Here is a 19,209-nt window from a genome sequence, read left to right on the forward strand (position 1 = left end):
CAACTACTAACGTAACTTTTCATGCACAATCTAAGGTAGTTCCTCTGAATGATATGGTTAACGTCTAAAGTCGTCATGACTTTGAGCTTATTACTGTATAGGGAATTTAAGAAAAGACGTACGGAAGCGGACGTTGAGGTATAACTCAACAACTTGAATTTAAGGGAAGCGGATGCTTCCCTTTTTCGTTTCTAGCGTTTCTTGGAGGGCAACTTGATTCGTTAATGAAAATCTCGGGATTTGGTGTTCAAACCAATAATGTCATCGGTAATATCGATGAGTTTACCCGCTATAACATGCACAACTTCGCCTTCCTTTTCTAATATGCCTTGTACTTTTAACGCTTTGGCTGTCAGATAAGCTTGCTGTTGAGAGCGCGCGGTTGCTCCCCATACCACGACATTAATATTGCCCGTGTTATCTTCTAATGTAACAAAGGTAACACCTGCCGCGGTTCCGGGAGCTTGTTTTCCTGTGACTAATCCAACAACCGTGACCATAGATTTGTGTCTTTGCTGTATTAAATCCTTCATGTGTGTGAATCGACCTAATCGTCCCGCTTCTTCTAGCAAAGTGATTGGGTGTTTGTTCAATGAAATTCCGACACTGGTGAAGTCTTCGAGTAGATCTTGCATCTCATTGGGTTTGTGCAGTGCATGTTCGTCATGTCCATCCCCAACATCGTCATAGACTTGGCTAAACAGAGGTAAATCAGAAGCGGAGTCCATGATTGCCCAGCGAGTCTGGAAGCGGTCTCCCGATACGTTATGTAGCGCATTGGCCGATGCCAGTAGCTCGATATCTTTCTTATTCATCGATAACTGTTTCACCTGGCTAGGGTGGCGATAACCGGATTGTGGCCGATTGGCGAGCACGCTTTGAATCCCATGTTCGCTGAATCCTTTGATTTGTCGCAGCCCTAAGCGAATCGCTAAACCATTCTGATGAGCGATGACAGTGTGGTTGTCTTGTGAGGCGTTCACACATACCGGAAGAACTACCACATTGTGTCGTTGTGCGTCTTGTACCAACTGTGATGGGCTATAAAACCCCATAGGTTGGCTATTGAGCAAGGAAGTATAGAAGCATTCTGGGTAGTAGCATTTCAACCAAGCTGAGCAATACGCTAACACCGCAAACGAAGCCGAGTGACTTTCAGGAAAACCGTATTCGCCAAAGCCGCATATCTGTTTAAAGATCTGCTCAGCAAATTCTGTCTCATAGCCACGCTTTTGCATTCCCTCGATGAGTTTGTTTTTAAACTTAAAGACGTTGCCATTTTTCTTCCAAGCGGCCATCGCGCGTCTGAGCTGATCCGCCTCTCCACCTGTGAATCCTGCGGCAACCATCGCGAGCTTAATCACTTGTTCTTGGAATATCGGCACACCCAAAGTGCGCGACAGTACCGACTCCACGTCTTTAGATGGATAACTGATTGGCTCAATACCATCTCGGCGCTTTAAGAATGGGTGAACCATATCGCCTTGAATAGGCCCAGGACGTACGATAGCAATTTGAATCACCAAGTCGTAATAAGTCCTTGGTTTGAGCCTTGGCAGCATGCTCATTTGCGCGCGTGACTCTATTTGGAAGATCCCGACGGTGTCTGCTCGCTGAATCATGCCGTAAACCTGAGGGTCATCCTTAAGGCGGGTGATCTCAGCAATGGTCAGTGATCGCCCGTGAATGCGTTTGATCAGGTCGAAACATTTACGAATCGCAGAGAGCATACCTAACGCGAGTACATCAACTTTCAGCAGCCCCAATGTTTCAAGATCATCCTTATCCCATTGAATTATGGTTCGATCGTGCATAGCCGCATTTTCGACGGGAACCAATTCATACAAAGGCCCAGAAGAGATCACGAAGCCGCCAACATGCTGAGACAGGTGACGTGGAAAGCCGATGATCTCATTAACCAAATGGATAAACTGCTGTCCCTTCAAAGAATCAGGCTGTAGCCCCAATTGAGTGAGCTGAGCCTGCCAACCTAAGCTTTTGTCCCTGCGATTGGTGTTCTTTATAAAGTAATCAAGCTGAGTTTCTTGTAGCCCTAAAGCTTTGCCGACATCTCTGACCGCGCTTTTAAAGCGATATGAAATGACAGTTGCGGCAAGTGCTGCACGTTCTCTACCGTATTTTTTGTAGATGTATTGGATGACTTCTTCACGGCGCTCGTGCTCAAAATCGACATCAATATCGGGCGGCTCATCGCGCTCTTTACTGATGAAGCGTTCAAATAGCACTGAGATTTGTCTTGGGTCGACAGAGGTGATCTCTAGGCAGTAACAGACCACGGAATTGGCCGCTGAACCTCGACCTTGGTAAAGAATGCCTTGGCTTTTGGCAAATATGACTATGTCGTGAATGGTGAGAAAAAAGAAAGGGTAGTCAAGCGCGTCAATTAGCCTCAATTCTTTATCTATGATTTGTTGAATGTCATTAGGTACACCTTGCGGGAAGCGAGCTCGTTTTCCCTTTTCGACTAACATGCGTAGGTAGCTCATGGGTGTCTCACCTTGAGGGATCAGCTCGCTTGGGTATTCGTAGCGCAAGCTATCTAAATCAAATTCACACAGCTCAGCGATTCGGTTGCTCTCTTCTAGCCACTCAGCTTTGAATATATGAGAGATCTTATTGATGCTGCGTAAACAGCGCTCGGCATTGGCGAGTAAGTGATTGCCCACTTCGGTAATGGGCTGTTGGTACTTTATTGCAGTGAGTGAGTGCTGTAAGGGTAAGCGGTTCGCGTTGTGCATCAGCACGCCACCACAAGCTGTAATCGGCAGTTGGTGATGTTGTGACAGCTCAACGCAGTAATCTGTGTATTGCTGGTCGGTTTGCTTTAGGTGTCGTTGTAAGCCGATCCAAAGCCGACCTGAATGGTGCTGGGAGAGCCATTGCCCCCAGTGCGCGTCTTCATTTTTCTGTTGAGGAAACCAAAGAATGAAGCAGTGCTTAGCCGACATGATATCCCACTCAGAGAGCTGATAATGTCCTTTGCTGCTACGACGTCTCGCGTTGGTAATAATACGACACAGCTCGGCATAGGCCTCTCTATTTGGGCATAGCAAAACCACTTGGCACTCTTCATTTAACCAAAACATGCTCCCGACAATTTGCTTGAGCGACAGTTTATGTTGCTTGATTGCTGAGTGAACCTTAACGATGCCCGCGACTGAGCACTCATCAGTAACCGCGAGTGCTTTGTAACGTAAGAAGTCGGCCTGTAAAACAAGCTCTTCCGCATGCGAAGCTCCCTCTAGAAAGGAGTAATTACTTTGGCAAAATAGCTCTGAGTATTGCTGAGACATAACGTAATCTCACTTAACCATTGCGAGTGAACATGATTGAAAAGGGCGTTTAAATTGAGTAAATGGTGCGGGTTGGCGATTCAACTTTTGTTGGTTAGCTAAATAAGCCGTGCAAAAACCACTGTTTATCTGGTGTTCTAAATACCCATAACCATCGACCGTTTTCACTGTGAGCAATAAAGTAGTCACGAATGATTTTTTCACCATCCCACCAGCCAGACACAATGCGCTCAGGGCCTTGAAATAAGGTGACGCTTTCGGTTAAGGCTTCGGGCTCTGGCAGTAAAATACTGGGCCGGAGTCGTTGTTGATGGACGTTGAGAACTATGGTTTGTTGCTCGCTCTCTGGGGGCGTTTGCTTTTTTGCCACAGACTTACTCAGTGTTGGGAGCGAATACTGATTGGCCTTTTCTGGCCTTGGATCGTGCAGTATTTTGGGAGTCTGAATACAAGCTTGCCCGAGCTTTGCTTGAAGCAGCGAGAGCAAATCTAGCGCAGCAAGCGTTCCTGTATTGCCATCGAAAAGATCATGGTAGGCGACTTGCGGTTCTCCATGACGAATCAAAGAGAGAGTCAGCCCCTGTACGGGTGCTGTTATCTTCAGTGACTCTAAGGTTAGATGCGTTAGGTTTGCCCATTTGACAGCAAGGTAATCGCCCTGCGCGGAATAAAAAGAGACAGGGTGGTCGTCTTTATCCCTTAGGTGCAAAGTCAGCGTTAACTCGAAAGCCACTCGGTCGCGTAACCTCAAAAAACACTCGAGCTGATTCAACAATTTCAGCAAAGGCTTTTCGATGAACAGGATGTTTTCAATATCAAACAGCAGCTCCAAATATTGTTGGAAACTCTCTGGTGGGTGATAGAAATCAATCGGGTGCTTGAACTGCCCATTAAGACGACCAACATAGTTCACCAAGTCGATATCAAAGCGGCGCGCGACATCTTGCAAAGGCAGTTTCAATAAGTCTTCAACGACATTGATACCAACACGATTCAGGCGCTCAACTTGTTTAGCAGGAAGTTCGCTTGAACTCAGTGCTTGTTGGTTAACCCAAGCTTTCATCTGCTCAACATTGTTCGTCGCTTGGTTGATGGATTGTTTGCCTAAAAGGATTGCAGAAAGCGGCGAATAACCTGTAGCAAAGCTGAACTGGATATTGAGCGTTTCTAAATGGCTTTTGAGTTCATGCCAGTAGTTATCTAGCCCATCATAAAGCGACAGCATGTTAGAGGACTTAATCAATAATCCATTGGGTGGCAGTAAAGCCATGTCAGAAGTGACCAAATACGCCCATTGAGCGATCTCTTTGAGCTTACTTTTTTCTAGCTCAATACTGTAAGGGTGGACGTGTAAGTTGTGACACAGCGCCGCCGCAGACCCTAGCCCCATACCAAGTGAAATTCCCGATTGCAGCGCAGCTTGGTTAGCTTGCAGCACACGGTGATCTTTTTCATCCACGATGATAATAGGTTGCTCGTGTAACTCTTCATTAGAGTGAACTTTCTCGGAGTTAGATAGCTCAGAATTAAACAAGGTATCCAACTGCAGAGATGGAAAGTGCAGATAAAGCCATAACATACGCTAGCCTTGCTTCGCAATAGGGAAAGCAAGCACAGTGTTACCAGACAACGCATGAATTGAGTTGTTTTCATCGATGACTTTTTCTGTGAGTAACGGCCAGTTCTGGTTCATGTCCAGAATAAAACTTCCATACGACCAACTGCCTTTTCTCTTAGTCACCTCAACCTTTAACCCTTGGATGTGAAAAGACAGCTTCATGCTTAAAGAAACGGGCAGGGATAACTGATTATGGCTGGTGGCTTTAAAGTGAAATTGCAGGCATTTGCCCGTTTCGCTTGCTGCTTGTAAGCGTTTGGTTTGGTGGATTTCGAGATCGGCTCCCCATAACAATACCGAGTGACAAGCACCACTCTTGAGGCATTGCTCGGCTGCCCATAATGCATCGAGGTCGCGTTGAGGCTCGATCACCAAGATGTTATCGAGCTCAATACCTTGGCTGCTAAAAAATTCGGCACAGATCTTCCCCGGTGGGTTAATGAAGATGGCCAATTTTTGTGAGTTTTGTTGAGCTAAATAGGGTGTAAGCAGGCGAAGTTCGCCGATCCCTTGTTGCGATTCAACCTCAATAACACCATGCGTCGGAAAGCCACCATCAAGCTGTTTATCCAGTTGAGGATAGCCTGTTGAAGTAGTACTTCCTTGCGCTGTTGATTGTAACCCTGTCCAGATTAGCTGGCGGTCTTGTAAGTTTTTTATTAGTTCATGCATAATTAAATACCTGTATATTTATACAGTATATTTAACAATGAAAAAGATGCAAAGAGAAATGATGAAAATTAGCGGAAGTAAGTGTTAGTTGATTGATTTAGATACAAAAAAAGCCGCTATGGAAGCGACTTTTTACTATTGATTAATGATATCAGTTACTTAGGTTGAGCATCGATACATTGGCCATGAATGTCTGTCACACTTGGGTTCATTAAGTGTAGATACAACGGGATGATGTCGAGTGGCGTTTTTAGCTTGTTCGCATCTTCACCTGGGTACGCTTTTGCACGCATGCGTGTTTGAGTACCGCCTGGGTTAATCGCATTAACACGGATATCGGTACCTTCAAGCTCATCGGCTAAGATCTGCATCATGCCTTCTGTAGCAAACTTTGAAATCGCGTAAGTGCCCCAGAACGCACGACCAGAGTGACCAACCGTTGAAGAGGTAAAGACAATACGACCCGCTTCCGCTTTCTTAATGACAGGCAGTAATGCTTGAGTCATTAGAAATTCAGCTTTAACGTTGATTTGCATGACGCCATCAAACGTTTCTTCATCGATTTGATCGAATGGACTTAACGTGCCAAGCACACCTGCGTTATGCAGTAGACCATCTAAACGACCGAACTGTGATTCAATGGTTTCAGCCATGTCGATGTAGTTCTGTTTTGTCGCGCCTTTTAAATCCAATGGGATAATCGCAGGCTGTGGGTAACCAGCGCTTTCGATTTCGTCGTAAATTAATTCAAGGTTTTTGACATTGCGGCCTAACAGAATAACAGTTGCACCATGTTGAGCGAAACTTAGCGCGGCTTGGCGACCAATGCCAGCACCGGCACCTGTAACCAAAATTACTTTATCTTTGAGGGCATCTGTAGAGATTGGGTAATCCACTGTGCTTATCCTTCTTTCTTTTATTATGTTCGTCATTCCATTGATGTTTAATCACACAGATAACCGCAGGAATGATGAGAAATTCTTGGTAATCGTGACAAGATGGTTACAATACACTAATTCATACAATAGGGGATATGACATTGGAATTTTTGTTGGACTACGGCTTGTTTTTAGCCAAGATTGCGACCGTTGTAATCGCCATCATTGCAATTTTAGTGATAGCTAAATCTGTGGGTGGAAAATCAAGCGCAATTAAAGGTGAGCTGGAAATCACGAACCTATCTGAGCATCACAAACAAACGATTGAACAACTAGAGCACCATTTGCATGATGATGCTTTCATCAAAGCACGTGATAAAGCAGAAAAGAAAGCGGAAAAAGAAAAAGTAAAATCACGTGGCAAAGAAGTGAAGAAAGCAGCGAAAGAGGGTGAGCTTGATAGCAAGCGTGAACCACACCTATTCGTTCTTGATTTTAATGGCAGCATTGATGCGAAAGAAGTGGCTTCATTACGTGAAGAGGTAACGGCGGTTCTGGCTGTTGCTCGTGAAGGTGATGAAGTATTGCTTAAGCTTGAGTCTGGCGGTGGTATGGTTCACGGCTATGGTCTGGCGTCTTCTCAACTTGACCGTATCAAAGCGGCAGGTCTGCCTCTGACTATCTCGGTAGATAAAGTCGCAGCAAGTGGCGGTTACATGATGGCATGTATCGCAGACAAAATCGTATCTGCACCGTTTGCTATTGTTGGTTCTATTGGTGTTATCGCTCAACTGCCAAACTTCAACAAACTGCTTAAAAAGCACGACATTGAATTCGAACAGCTAACGGCAGGTGAGTACAAACGCACGCTTACTATGTTTGGTGAGAACAGTGATAAAGCACGCGAGAAGTTTAAAGAAGAGCTAGAGGAAACTCATGGTTTGTTTAAAGATTTCATCCGTGACCACCGACCTGCGCTAGATCTTGAAAAAGTAGCAACGGGTGAGCACTGGTTTGGTACACAAGCGCATGAACTTGGGCTGGTGGATGAGATTAGCACTTCTGATGATTTAGTCGTAGCGGCATGTAAGGACAAAACAGTTCTAGCGATTCACTACGTACAGAAGAAAAAGCTTTCAGACAAACTAGCGGGCGTGGCAGGTAAATCTGCAGACAGCGTGCTGATGAAGCTGATTGAACGTGGTCAAAAGCCGATTGTTTAAGCTTATTTAGTTTTAGCTCTAGTATCTAGTATCTAGTATCTAGGTTTAGTGCCTTGCGTCTATTGAAGACGTTTGAGCCTTAAAAAGAAAGCGCATAAGTCATAAGACTTATGCGCTTTTTTATTGCTCCACTTCCGAGCGGGTGACCACTATGTTGTAGGGGGAGCGGAGTTTTATACCAAGCACTGACTTACTGTGATTGATATTAAATCTTGGCTCCATAGTCATTGCGTTTTGGACAAGTGGTCAGAATCTCTCGATGACCTGTGTCTTTGAGCTCTTCCAGAATCACATCAAAGCCCCATAAGCGATAGAGATGTTTCATCACTTCGTCGTAGCCTTTATCAAGCGGGATACGGCCGTGAGGTACATATTGCAGTGTCATCGAGCGGTCACCGCGAACATCGACATTAAACACCTGAATATTCGGCTCAAGGTTGCTTAGATTGTACTGCGCCGCAAGCTTTTCACGAATTAAGCGATAGCCCGGATCGTCGTGAATAGCGCTTATCTCAATGGTGTTTTTGCGGTCGTCGTCGAGAACAGAGAACAACTTAAAGTCTCGAATGATTTTTGGTGAAAGGTATTGGCTGATAAAGCTTTCATCTTTGAAATTGTGCATGGCAAAGTGCACCGCCTCTAACCAATCACTTCCGGCTAACTCAGGGAACCATTCTTTGTCTTCATCGGTTGGTTCTTCACAGATACGTCGAATGTCTCTAAACATTGCAAAGCCAAGCGCATAAGGGTTTATCCCACTGAAATAAGGGCTGTTGTAGGCGGGTTGTGCGACCACGCTGGTGTGGCTGTGTAGGAATTCTAAGATAAACTTATCACTCACCAAGCCTTCGTCGTAAAGATGGTTAAGAATGGTGTAATGCCAGAAGGTTGCCCAGCCTTCGTTCATTACTTGAGTTTGTTTCTGAGGATAGAAGTATTGACTTACCTTGCGAACAATACGAACACACTCTCGTTGCCAAGGTTCAAGCAGTGGGGCGTTCTTTTCAATAAAGTAGAGAATGTTTTCTTGAGGCTCACTAGGGAAACGTATCTTGGTTTCTTCTTCCTTGCTTTTATTTTGGGGAACGGTCCTCCACAGCTCATTCACTTGAGATTGCAGGTAAGCTTCACGTTCTTCTTGTCTTGCGGTTTCTTCCGCAATGGAAATCTTCTCTGGGCGTTTGTATCTGTCTACGCCGTAGTTCATGAGAGCATGACAAGAATCGAGAAGTTTCTCGACTTCAGCCACACCATACTTTTCTTCGCAATCGGTAATGTATTTTTTCGCGAACAATAGATAGTCGATAATCGAGCTTGCATCAGTCCAAGTTTGGAACAGGTAATTACCCTTAAAGAACGAGTTATGGCCGTAACAGGCATGCGCCATTACCAACGCTTGCATCGTGACCGTGTTCTCTTCCATTAAGTAAGCGATACACGGATCTGAGTTGATCACGATTTCGTACGCTAAGCCCATTTGGCCGTGTTTGTAGTTTTGCTCTGTTTGGATGAACTTCTTACCAAAAGACCAGTGGTTGTAGTTGATGGGCATACCAATGCTGGAGTAAGCATCCATCATCTGCTCAGAGGTAATCACTTCAATCTGGTTCGGGTAAGTGTCTAAACGGTAATGCTGCGCCACACGCTTAATTTCTACGTGATATTGTTCCAAGAGGTTGAACGTCCAATCTGGACCATCAGGCAGCATCTTGTTGTTTTTCTTCTGTGCAGATTTGTCTTTCTCTGCAACGTTTGATTTCGCTGTCATGGCAAACTCCCTTACGCAGTCTCTTTCTGGAACAGTTCTCTAAACACAGGAAAAATATCATCCACCGTTTTAATGTTCTTCATGGCGAAGTTATCGAAGCTCGCTTCTAGCTTCTCGTACTCGTGCCAAAGCGTTTGGTGTGAACGGCGAGTAATCTCGATGTAAGAGTAATATTGGCAAGTCGGTAATAGCGTATTGACCAACAGTTCTTTACAGCGAGGTGAGTCATCCGCCCAGTTATCTCCATCAGAAGCTTGTGCTGCGTAGATATTCCACTCATTAGCAGGATAACGATCTGCGACAATTTCTTTCATTAGTTTCAGTGCACTAGAAACGATCGTGCCGCCAGTTTCTTGTGAATAGAAGAACTCATGTTCGTCAACTTCTTTAGCCTGAGTATGGTGACGAATAAACACAACATCGACGTTTTCATATGTGCGATTGAGGAATAAGTAAAGCAGTACGTAGAAGCGTTTTGCGATGTCCTTGGTAGCTTGATCCATTGAGCCAGATACATCCATTAGACAGAACATAACGGCTTGGCTAGATGGAATAGGGCGCTTCTCATAATTTTTAAAACGCAGGTCGAAGGTGTCAATGAACGGCACGCTTTCAATTTTTTTACGTAACTCAGCAATCTCTTCTTTTAAGCGACTCTCTTCGAAAGGTTGTGCTGGTTCTGTCATTTTTACTTGGTCAAGTTGCTCCATCAGTAGGTTGAGCTCGCGCTTTTTACCTGCTGTCATCGCGGTTCTACGAGCCAGAGATTGTTGCAGTGAACGAACGATAGCGATATTAGATGGAATCCCCGCGCTTTGGTAACCAGAGCGGTGTGTTTTCCATTCGGTGATTTTGTTGACCTGATTCTTCTCTAGATTAGGCAGAGCTAAATCTTCAAAGAGAATATCAAGATATTCATCTTTTGAAATTTGGAAGGTAAATTCATCTTGGCCTTCGCCATCAGGGCTTGCGTCACCCTGGCCTGAGCCACCACCTTGACCACCACCTTTAGGACGTTCAATTTTATCGCCCGTGATGAACTGGTCATTACCTGGGTGAACGCGTTCTCTTACGCCGCCTTGACCTTGGTGAAAGCTTGGCTCTTTGATGTCTTTATGAGGAATAGTGACGTCTTCACCGGTTTCAGTATTGGTGATTGAGCGTCGGTTGACTGCATCGGCCACAGATTCTTTGATTTGCTCTTTATGGCGTCGTAAGAAACGCTGTCTGTTCACAGCACTCTTATTCTTGCCATTGAGCCTCCGATCGATAAATTGTGCCATAAGAACTCCCTCTCAGCTGATTTTGCGATCCTACTTTTTATTCGGGTATAAGAGTTATTAGTTTACTAAAGCTATTCGTTCGTTAGGGTATAAAGTTATTGGTTTGTACGAGCTGCCCAATTGAGCAGCTCAATACAGTTTGGTTATGAGGATTTACGAACTCTTAGGTACCACTCAGATAGCAGTCTCACTTGTTTCTCGGTGTAGCCTTTTTCCATCATACGAGCAACGAAGTCGTCGTGTTTTTTCTGATCATCCGTTGAGGTCTTAGCATTGAACGAAATAACAGGAAGTAGCTCTTCTGTGTTAGAGAACATTTTCTTCTCAATTACAGTGCGCAGTTTCTCGTAGCTCGTCCAAACTGGGTTTTGACCGTTATTGTTGGCTTTGGCACGAAGCACGAAGTTCACAATCTCATTTCGGAAGTCTTTAGGGTTACTGATCCCAGCTGTTTTCTCGATTTTTTCTAGTTCACCATTCAGAGAAGCACGGTCAAATAGCTGTCCTGTTTCTGGATCGCGGTACTCTTGGTCTTGAATCCAGAAGTCCGCGTAGGTGACATAGCGGTCGAAGATATTCTGTCCGTACTCAGAGTAAGACTCTAGGTAAGCGGTTTGAATTTCTTTACCAATGAATTCTACGTAACGCGGTACTAGGTATCCTTTCAAGAACTCAAGATACTTCTCAGCGGTTTCTTGAGGGAACTGTTCACGTTCGATTTGTTGTTCAATCACGTAGAACAAGTGAACCGGGTTTGCAGCCACTTCGGCTTGGTCGAAGTTAAATACACGAGACAGGATCTTAAAGGCGAAACGCGTTGATAGCCCAGACATGCCTTCGTCAACACCTGCGTAGTCTCGGTACTCTTGGTAACTCTTCGCTTTTGGATCGGTGTCTTTTAGAGTCTCACCATCGTAAACCCGCATTTTTGAGAATAGAGAAGAGTTTTCAGGCTCTTTCAATCTCGATAGGATGCTGAATTGCGATAGCAGATCGAGTGTGCTTGGCGAACAAGGGGCTTTGGATAGCTCACTGTGCTCAAGCAGTTTTTGATAGATCTTAACTTCTTCAGAGACGCGCAGACAGTAAGGGACTTTTACAATGTACACACGGTCGAGAAAGGCTTCGTTGTTTTTGTTGTTACGGAAGGTCTGCCACTCGGATTCGTTTGAGTGAGCTAGAATCATACCGTCAAATGGCAGTGCAGAGAGCCCTTCGGTACCGTTGAAGTTACCTTCTTGCGTTGCCGTTAGAAGTGGGTGCAAGACTTTGATTGGTGCCTTGAACATCTCTACGAACTCCATAACACCTTGGTTTGCTTTACACAGCGCACCAGAGTAACTATAGGCATCGGGATCATCTTGAGAGAAGTGCTCAAGCTTACGAATATCGACTTTACCAACCAGAGACGAGATATCTTGGTTGTTCTCATCACCAGGCTCTGTCTTCGCAATTGCAACTTGGTCGAGAATAGAAGGGCGCAGTTTGATGACTTTGAATTTGGAGATGTCACCACCGAAGTCATGGAGGCGTTTCGCTGCCCAAGGTGACATGATAGAGCGTATGTAACGTTTCTCTATTCCGTACTCTTGTTTCAAAAGATCGCCATCTTCGTTTACGTCAAATAGACAGAAGGGGTGATCATTCACTGGGCTTCGCTCACCATCGGCAGACAGCACATAGATTGGTAGCTTTTGCATCAGTGCCTTGAGTTTTTCAGCAAGGGATGATTTACCACCGCCCACAGGGCCAAGTAGATAAAGGATTTGCTTACGTTCTTCTAAACCTTGCGCTGCATGTTTTAGATAAGAAACAATCTGTTCAATCGCGTCTTCCATGCCGTAGAAATCTTTAAATTCACTGTAGCGTGAGATGACACGGTTCGAGAAAATACGACTTAGTTGAGGGTCTTGAGCAGTGTCAATGACCTCCGGTTCGCCAATGGCGAGTAATAAGCGCTCGGCAGCATTCGCGTAAGCACTTTTATCGTCTTTACACAGCCCTAAGAACTCTTGCAATGTCAGCTCTTCTTCCTTGGCTGCTTCATAACGTGATTGATAGTGGTCAAAAATACTCATAGTCACATTCCCCTTGTTAACCAGTCAAAACTGACGAGCGATTGAAAAATAGGCTCTCCCTACATTTTAAGGTTAGACCCGCTTCGACAATTTTGCTTAACAATTATGTATTTATTTACAATTTTGCGTGTGAAAAACGTAGCGAGCGCAATAGGCAACTTGAGGCGTGTGGAATCGAATTATTTTACATTCGAGCGGATCTAACCGTTTGTTTTGTGATTTTAGGTCGCTTAACAATACTCACACTGGATTTATGTGTATTAGATGTATAACTGAGCTCTATTGATTTTTTGGAATGAAGTACCATATAATGCGCAGCGTTATCCAAAGTTGCTCAATAAATAGGTAAATATAGTGAAGAATAATGGGTTAAAAATAGTGGCTATCAGTGTGGCGTTACTGGCTTCGACAGCAACGCATGCAAAAATATCGCAGTGGTCACTGGGCGTTGCCGCTTCTTATTCTCCTGCTGTCTATAAAGAGACGCCGTCAAATCGTACGGTGATTCCCATGATTGGTTATGAAGGTGAGCATTTTTTCATGCGTGGATTCAGTGCGGGTTATCGCTTGCTACCTGCAGGTTCACCACAGAATATTGTGTTTAGAGCGGTTTATGATCCAAGAACATTAAAGCCAAGTGACTCTGATAATGCTGATATCCAGAAGTTAGATGAGCGTAAAGCGTCGGTGTTGGGAGGTGTAAGCTATCAAGTGATTACATTGGTCGGTATGTTTGAAGCGACAGCGGGCTCAGACTTAGGGTTTAGGCACAATGGCATCTATGCAGAAGCGGCATGGCGCCTACCAATTCGTCGTAATGGCTGGGCGATTACACCATCTATTGGTTACTCGTATAACAGTAAGCGTTTGAATAATCACCTGTACGGAGTGAGTTCATCGGAAGCGGCGAGAACCAATTTAGATGAATTTGACGCTGACTGGGATGGCCAATACTTTATTGGCTTAGGTGGTTATCTGCATGTGACGCCAAATGTTCGAGTAACCGGCGGTGTGCGTTATACCAACCTTGAAGGTGATATTGAAAATAGCCCAATACTTGAAAGTGGCATTAACATGGCCGCTAACGTCGGTGTCGCTTATGTATTCTAGGTGCTTTGGCTTATCGCTTTATATATGAATATTAAAAAAGGGTTACTCATGATGAGTAACCCTTTTTTTGAAATTTTATAAGCCTAGTTAAAGCTAATCTTCTAATGCACTAAGCACTAAATATTTGAGATAGCTCTGTCGCACATAGGTGGTACTGACGAGGGCAGTTACGCCACGTTGTTAGCATGCGACGGTACTTTTCTAACATTGGCATTTGACTATTGAAGTGGTGATCTGCTTTGTCAAATTGAGGGTAAAGTCCTTCAGAGTCAACAAGGAAACGCACGTAATGTACGATTTGTGCTTCAGAAGCGATATCGAAACCTAGGAATTGTAGACGACGTTGGTCGACTTCCGCACGCTCTTGATCTGCAAGCATTTTATTCGACTCTTGCATCGCATGGTACATCTCCATAATGTCGATAATTTCGCGACATTCTGCTTCAGTTAAACAACCAAATTCTTTGTTAAGCTCACGCATTTGGAGTTCGTAACCACGTTCTACAATCGTTTGTAGACGCTGGTATTTAGCTGAGTTCTCAGGATCCATTTGAGACATTAGGTAGTATTGATTTGATAGAATTAGACGCTGAGCATTGGTCATTTCCATGGGAGGAACCTCACTAAAAAACTAAATGTTATATTATTTTGTTGCAGTAAGAGTAACAGCATTCCTAAGAGTGGAAACATGATCTCAACACGGATTTAATATGATTTTTTGAATTGATAAACAAAAGTTGTAAAGAAAAGTGAAAGGATTGTTTTAACCAAAAAAGAAAACGCCCCAATCGAAATTGAGGCGTTTGAAATCACTATTAACGTAAGTCTAAATTAGTATTTTACGTTTGAATGGTATTGACTGAGGATAGCAACAATCTCGTCCATTTTTTCTTTGCTTGGCGGATTTGTACCTTCAAGAGGGTAGTCGTGACCCAATGCTTCCCACTTATGAGCACCTAGCTTGTGGTATGGAAGCAGTTCTACTTTTTCGATGTTATCCATGTCCTTAATGAATTCACCCAGAAGATGCGCATCTTCTGGCGTATCTGTGTAGCCAGGAACAATCACATAACGAATCCACGTCTTCTTACCTATTTTGTGTAGGTAGCGTGCAAAATCCAGAGTACGTCGGTTTGATACACCAATGAAATCGTGGTGAATTTCATCTCGCATATGTTTAAGATCCAGCATTACCAGATCAGAGGCTTCTAGTACTTCATCGACCACTTCAGTGTGTTTACGAATATAGCCATTAGTATCAAGACAAGTGTGGATGCCTTCAGCTTGAGCCGCGCGGAAAAAATCACGAACAAACTCAGGTTGTAGCATCGCTTCGCCACCTGAACAGGTGATACCACCGCCAGAGGCTTTCATGAAATGACGGTATGATTTTGCTTCGTTAATGATCTCTTCGACCGTTACTTCCTTTCCGTCATGAAGATCCCATGTATCGCGATTATGGCAGTACATACAACGCATTAAGCAGCCTTGAAGAAACACAATAAAGCGGATACCAGGGCCATCGACAGTACCACAAGATTCGAATGAGTGAATGCGACCAGTTGTAGACATGAGCTATTCTCGTATAGGAATTTATACCGTTTATTTTATTACAAAAACGGTACATAAAATAGGGTCAAATGGTAACTAGGTCTTTAAAAATAAAGACAATCACCTGTGAAGATGATTGCCTTTATTTAACTTGAAAAGCAGGCGGTGAAAGCCTTTTCTATGGCTAGAAGAAAGCAAACATAGTGATGCCACCAGTACCGTACACTGACTTTGTTGCTTCTTGGTAATCGGGTGTTTTTGCGGTAAGTGCGAAAGATGCACCAACGTATTGGTTATACCAAGCAACACCAAGTATCGCTGTCGCTTGAATGTTCTCTAAAGTGACATCGTAGATCGCAGGATCTTGGCCATTTTTCTTTGCATAATCATTAACACCGGAACGATCCCCTTCGACAGTCAGGTCATTAAATCGGTAACGCCCTTCAAGACCTGCGTAAGTAAACCAACCTGTATTTGAAGCACCTATCATGCCTGCTTTGAATGGGTTTTCTGTGCTGATGTTCGCTGCGCCAAAGTTGCCGCCCAAGTCAGTACCCCAACGGAACATAAATCCAGTAGAAATGTCGCTTCTAAAATTACCAACGTTGATCTCTGATACGTTAGATATCTCGAAGTCAGTATTCGCTAATGCTTGATTACGCATTAGGTTGAAATGACTTAAGTAACCAAGGCTACCTGCGTACTCATCATCAACTTGATACTTCCAACCCATAGGTTCGTCTGATTTAGTGATTGAGTGAACCAGTTTTTGAGCGTCTTCGGAAAGTGCTCGCTCGCCTGTAGTACCAAACGTGATGTTAAAACGCTGGGCTTGTTGTGGGTTCAAGCTGATGTAGTTGAATTCTGTATGTAGGTAACCTGCGTATGGACGATCATTGGCTGATGGTTTTTCTAATTCAATGTCAGAAGGCGTGTACATCTTGTGACCAATGGTGATTTCCCACTTATCTAAAGAGCTTGCGCCCCAATAGGAAAGGCTCAATGGTTTTACCCAAGCGTATGGCGTAATACTTGACGATGTGTAACCCAGAAATAAACCGTTGGTATAGTCTTGATCGACACCAAAGATACCATCGTTGTCTAACGCAAAAGTTAACGTAGAGCGTTCAGATGCCAGTGATGAACAAGAGAGGAGAATCAGTGGTAAATAACGAAGGTATTTCATGTAGCGGTTACTCTAAAATGATGAACAGAAATAGTACCGTAGTTTGAGTGGATTTGTAGAAAAAAAGTGAATGCGAGTGTGCTTTTTGTGGCCAATCTAATCTTTCTTGGGGGAGGGGGTATTGATGAGATTTAGAGTAGATATAAAAAAGCCCCGCACATTGGCGAGGCTAATAGTTTTTACTGTCTATTGAGCGTGAGCTTATAGAGACTCAGTAAATGTACGTGCGATTACGTCAGCTTGCTGCTCTGTAGTCAGAGAGTTAAAGCGTACAGCGTAACCAGAAACACGAATCGTTAGCTGAGGGTATTTCTCAGGGTGCTTAACTGCGTCTTCTAGAGTTTCACGGTTAAGAACGTTCACGTTAAGGTGTTGACCACCTTCAATGCCAGCTTCGTGGTGGAAGTAACCATCCATTAGGCCTGCAAGGTTAGCACGTTGGCTATCTTCTTCTTTACCTAGTGCGTTTGGCACGATAGAGAAAGTGTAAGAGATACCATCTTGAGCATCAGCAAACGGTAGTTTACCTACAGACGTTAGTGAAGCTACAGCGCCTTTCTCATCACGACCGTGCATTGGGTTTGCACCAGGAGCGAAAGGAGCGCCAGCACGACGACCGTCTGGAGTGTTACCTGTTTTCTTACCGTATACCACGTTAGACGTGATAGTAAGAACTGACTGTGTAGGGATTGAATCACGGTAAGTCTTAAGCTTACGGATCTTGTTCATGAACGTAGAAACTAGTTCACAAGCAATGTCATCTACACGAGAGTCGTTGTTACCGTATTTAGGGTAATCGCCTTCGATTTCGAAGTCAGTTGCAATGCCATCTTCGTCGCGGATTGGTTTAACAGTCGCGAATTTGATTGCAGACAGTGAGTCAGCTGCAACAGACAGACCAGCGATACCACAAGCCATAGTACGACGAACGTCACGGTCATGAAGAGCCATTAGAGACGCTTCGTAGCTGTACTTGTCGTGCATGAAGTGAATGCTGTTTAGAGCTGTCACGTATTGCTTAGCTAACCAATCCATGAATGTGTCTAGGCGACCCATTACGTCATCGTAGTTAAGTACTTCGTCAGTGATCTTGTCGCCAACTGGGCCAACTTGCATTTTAAGCTTCTCATCAACGCCGCCGTTGATTGCGTAAAGCATAGTTTTTGCAAGGTTAGCACGAGCGCCGAAGAACTGCATTTGCTTACCAACGATCATTGGTGATACACAACAAGCGATTGCGTAATCATCAGAACCAAGGTCAGGACGCATTAGGTCATCATTTTCGTACTGGATAGAAGAAGTATCGATAGATACCTTCGCACAGAAACGCTTGAAGCCGTCAGGTAGTTGCTCAGACCAAAGAACAGTGATGTTTGGCTCTGGAGAAGGACCCATAGTGTATAGAGAGTTAAGGAAACGGAAGTTCGAACGCGTTACTAGCGTACGACCATCAACACCCATACCACCCATAGACTCTGTAGCCCAGATTGGGTCGCCAGAGAATAGCTCATCGTACTCAGGAGTACGTAGGAAACGAACCATACGCAGCTTCATTACGAAGTGGTCGATCATCTCTTGTGCTTGGTCTTCTGTGATTTTGCCAGCAGCGATATCACGCTCGATGTAGATGTCTAGGAAAGTCGAAGTACGACCTAGAGACATTGCAGCACCGTTTTGAGATTTAACAGCAGCTAGGTAGCCGAAGTAAGTCCACTGAATAGCTTCTTGAGCAGTTTGAGCTGGCTCAGAGATATCGAAACCGTATTTCTCAGCCATTTGCTTGATTTGACCTAGAGCACGATGTTGCTCAGAGATCTCTTCACGCAATTGCATTGTAGCAGCAAGATCTTCGCCGTTCTCGAAACGCTCTTGTAGAGAAGCGAATTGAGCAGCTTTGTCTTTCATTAGGAAGTTGATACCGTAAAGTGCAACACGACGGTAGTCACCAATGATACGACCACGGCCGTAAGCATCAGGAAGACCAGTCAGAACACCAGACTTACGACATTTTAGGATATCAGGAGTGTAGATATCGAAAACGCCAGCATTGTGTGTTTTGCGGTATTCTGAGTAGATTTTTGAAACCATTGGGTCAAGAGTTTCACCGTATGCTTTACAAGAACCTTCAACCATACGTACACCACCGTTAGGGATGATTGCACGTTTTAGTGGCTTCTCAGTTTGTAGACCAACGATAGTCTCAAGATCTTTCTCAATGTAACCTGCATCGTGAGCAGTAATGGTAGAGATAACAGAAGTATCGAAATCTACAGGTGCTTTAGTTGCGTTTTCCTGTTTGATACCTTCCATTACCGAAGACCAAAGCTTGTTAGTTGCTTCAGTACCCTCAGAAACTAGGAAAGACTCGTCGCCTTCATATGGCGTGTAGTTCTTTTGAATGAAATCACGAACGTTTACTTCGCTTTGCCACTCACCTGCAGCAAAATCTTCCCAAGCTTTAGCAAATTGCTCTGCCATGACATACCTACCTTTTTAGTAGAAAAAATACGTACATTAACACTGTTGAG

Annotated in this window: 13 protein-coding genes; 2 read left to right on the top strand and 11 right to left on the bottom strand. The window is 44.2% G+C overall.

From position 1 onward, the window contains the following. Positions 1-221: 221 nt before the first annotated feature. From AB4513_RS10755 to AB4513_RS10770, 4 genes are all read right to left on the bottom strand, one after another. Entirely contained in the window at positions 222-3,314 is a 3,093-nt protein-coding gene (locus tag AB4513_RS10755) for an error-prone DNA polymerase (RefSeq protein WP_009848993.1), read from the bottom strand. A gap of 94 nt (positions 3,315-3,408) precedes the next feature. Further along, positions 3,409-4,893 carry a DNA polymerase Y family protein gene (locus tag AB4513_RS10760; RefSeq protein WP_102257372.1) on the bottom strand — a complete coding sequence of 495 codons (1,485 nt, stop codon included), beginning with the start codon at positions 4,891-4,893 and terminating at the stop codon, positions 3,409-3,411. A 3-nt stretch (positions 4,894-4,896) separates the two neighbouring features. Then, positions 4,897-5,604 carry a translesion DNA synthesis-associated protein ImuA gene (imuA, locus tag AB4513_RS10765; protein WP_102257371.1) on the bottom strand — a complete coding sequence of 236 codons (708 nt, stop codon included), beginning with the start codon at positions 5,602-5,604 and terminating at the stop codon, positions 4,897-4,899. 155 nt (positions 5,605-5,759) lie between these two features. Then, on the bottom strand, positions 5,760-6,500 hold the full coding sequence (locus AB4513_RS10770; RefSeq protein WP_009849000.1) for a YciK family oxidoreductase: 741 nt from the start codon (positions 6,498-6,500) through the stop codon (positions 5,760-5,762). Between the two features lie 143 nt (positions 6,501-6,643). Here AB4513_RS10770 and sohB point away from each other — a divergent pair, with 143 nt between their 5' ends. After that, positions 6,644-7,705, top strand: a complete 1,062-nt coding sequence (gene sohB, locus AB4513_RS10775) for a protease SohB (protein ID WP_009849001.1) — start codon at positions 6,644-6,646, stop codon at positions 7,703-7,705. 205 nt (positions 7,706-7,910) lie between these two features. Here the strand turns inward: sohB and AB4513_RS10780 are convergent, their stop codons facing one another. From AB4513_RS10780 to AB4513_RS10790, 3 genes are all read right to left on the bottom strand, one after another. After that, positions 7,911-9,473, bottom strand: coding sequence for a SpoVR family protein (locus tag AB4513_RS10780; RefSeq protein ID WP_102257370.1), 1,563 nt, complete (start codon positions 9,471-9,473; stop codon positions 7,911-7,913). Positions 9,474-9,484: 11 nt separating this feature from the next. After that, entirely contained in the window at positions 9,485-10,756 is a 1,272-nt protein-coding gene (locus tag AB4513_RS10785; RefSeq protein WP_009848997.1) for a YeaH/YhbH family protein, read from the bottom strand. A 143-nt stretch (positions 10,757-10,899) separates the two neighbouring features. Continuing rightward, a complete protein-coding gene (locus tag AB4513_RS10790) occupies positions 10,900-12,834 on the bottom strand; it encodes a PrkA family serine protein kinase (RefSeq protein WP_029222896.1) in 1,935 nt (644 codons plus the stop codon). Between the two features lie 354 nt (positions 12,835-13,188). Between AB4513_RS10790 and AB4513_RS10795 the strand changes: the two genes are divergently transcribed. Then, positions 13,189-13,944 (top strand): MipA/OmpV family protein, encoded by a 756-nt coding sequence (locus tag AB4513_RS10795; protein ID WP_017102808.1) that lies wholly within the window; start codon positions 13,189-13,191, stop codon positions 13,942-13,944. 109 nt (positions 13,945-14,053) lie between these two features. On the opposite strand, the gene AB4513_RS10800 is transcribed toward AB4513_RS10795, so the two are convergent. From AB4513_RS10800 to pflB, 4 genes are all read right to left on the bottom strand, one after another. Next, entirely contained in the window at positions 14,054-14,554 is a 501-nt protein-coding gene (locus AB4513_RS10800) for a YfbU family protein (RefSeq protein ID WP_009846313.1), read from the bottom strand. A gap of 221 nt (positions 14,555-14,775) precedes the next feature. Beyond that, positions 14,776-15,516 carry a pyruvate formate lyase 1-activating protein gene (gene pflA, locus AB4513_RS10805; RefSeq protein WP_009846312.1) on the bottom strand — a complete coding sequence of 247 codons (741 nt, stop codon included), beginning with the start codon at positions 15,514-15,516 and terminating at the stop codon, positions 14,776-14,778. Between the two features lie 163 nt (positions 15,517-15,679). Further along, on the bottom strand, positions 15,680-16,681 hold the full coding sequence (locus AB4513_RS10810; protein WP_102257369.1) for a lipid A deacylase LpxR family protein: 1,002 nt from the start codon (positions 16,679-16,681) through the stop codon (positions 15,680-15,682). A gap of 201 nt (positions 16,682-16,882) precedes the next feature. Beyond that, positions 16,883-19,159, bottom strand: a complete 2,277-nt coding sequence (gene pflB, locus AB4513_RS10815) for a formate C-acetyltransferase (protein WP_012603590.1) — start codon at positions 19,157-19,159, stop codon at positions 16,883-16,885. Positions 19,160-19,209 lie beyond the last annotated feature (50 nt).

This window comes from Vibrio sp. 10N.222.54.E6, from assembly GCF_041473955.1.
Taxonomy (GTDB): domain Bacteria; phylum Pseudomonadota; class Gammaproteobacteria; order Enterobacterales; family Vibrionaceae; genus Vibrio; species Vibrio tasmaniensis_A.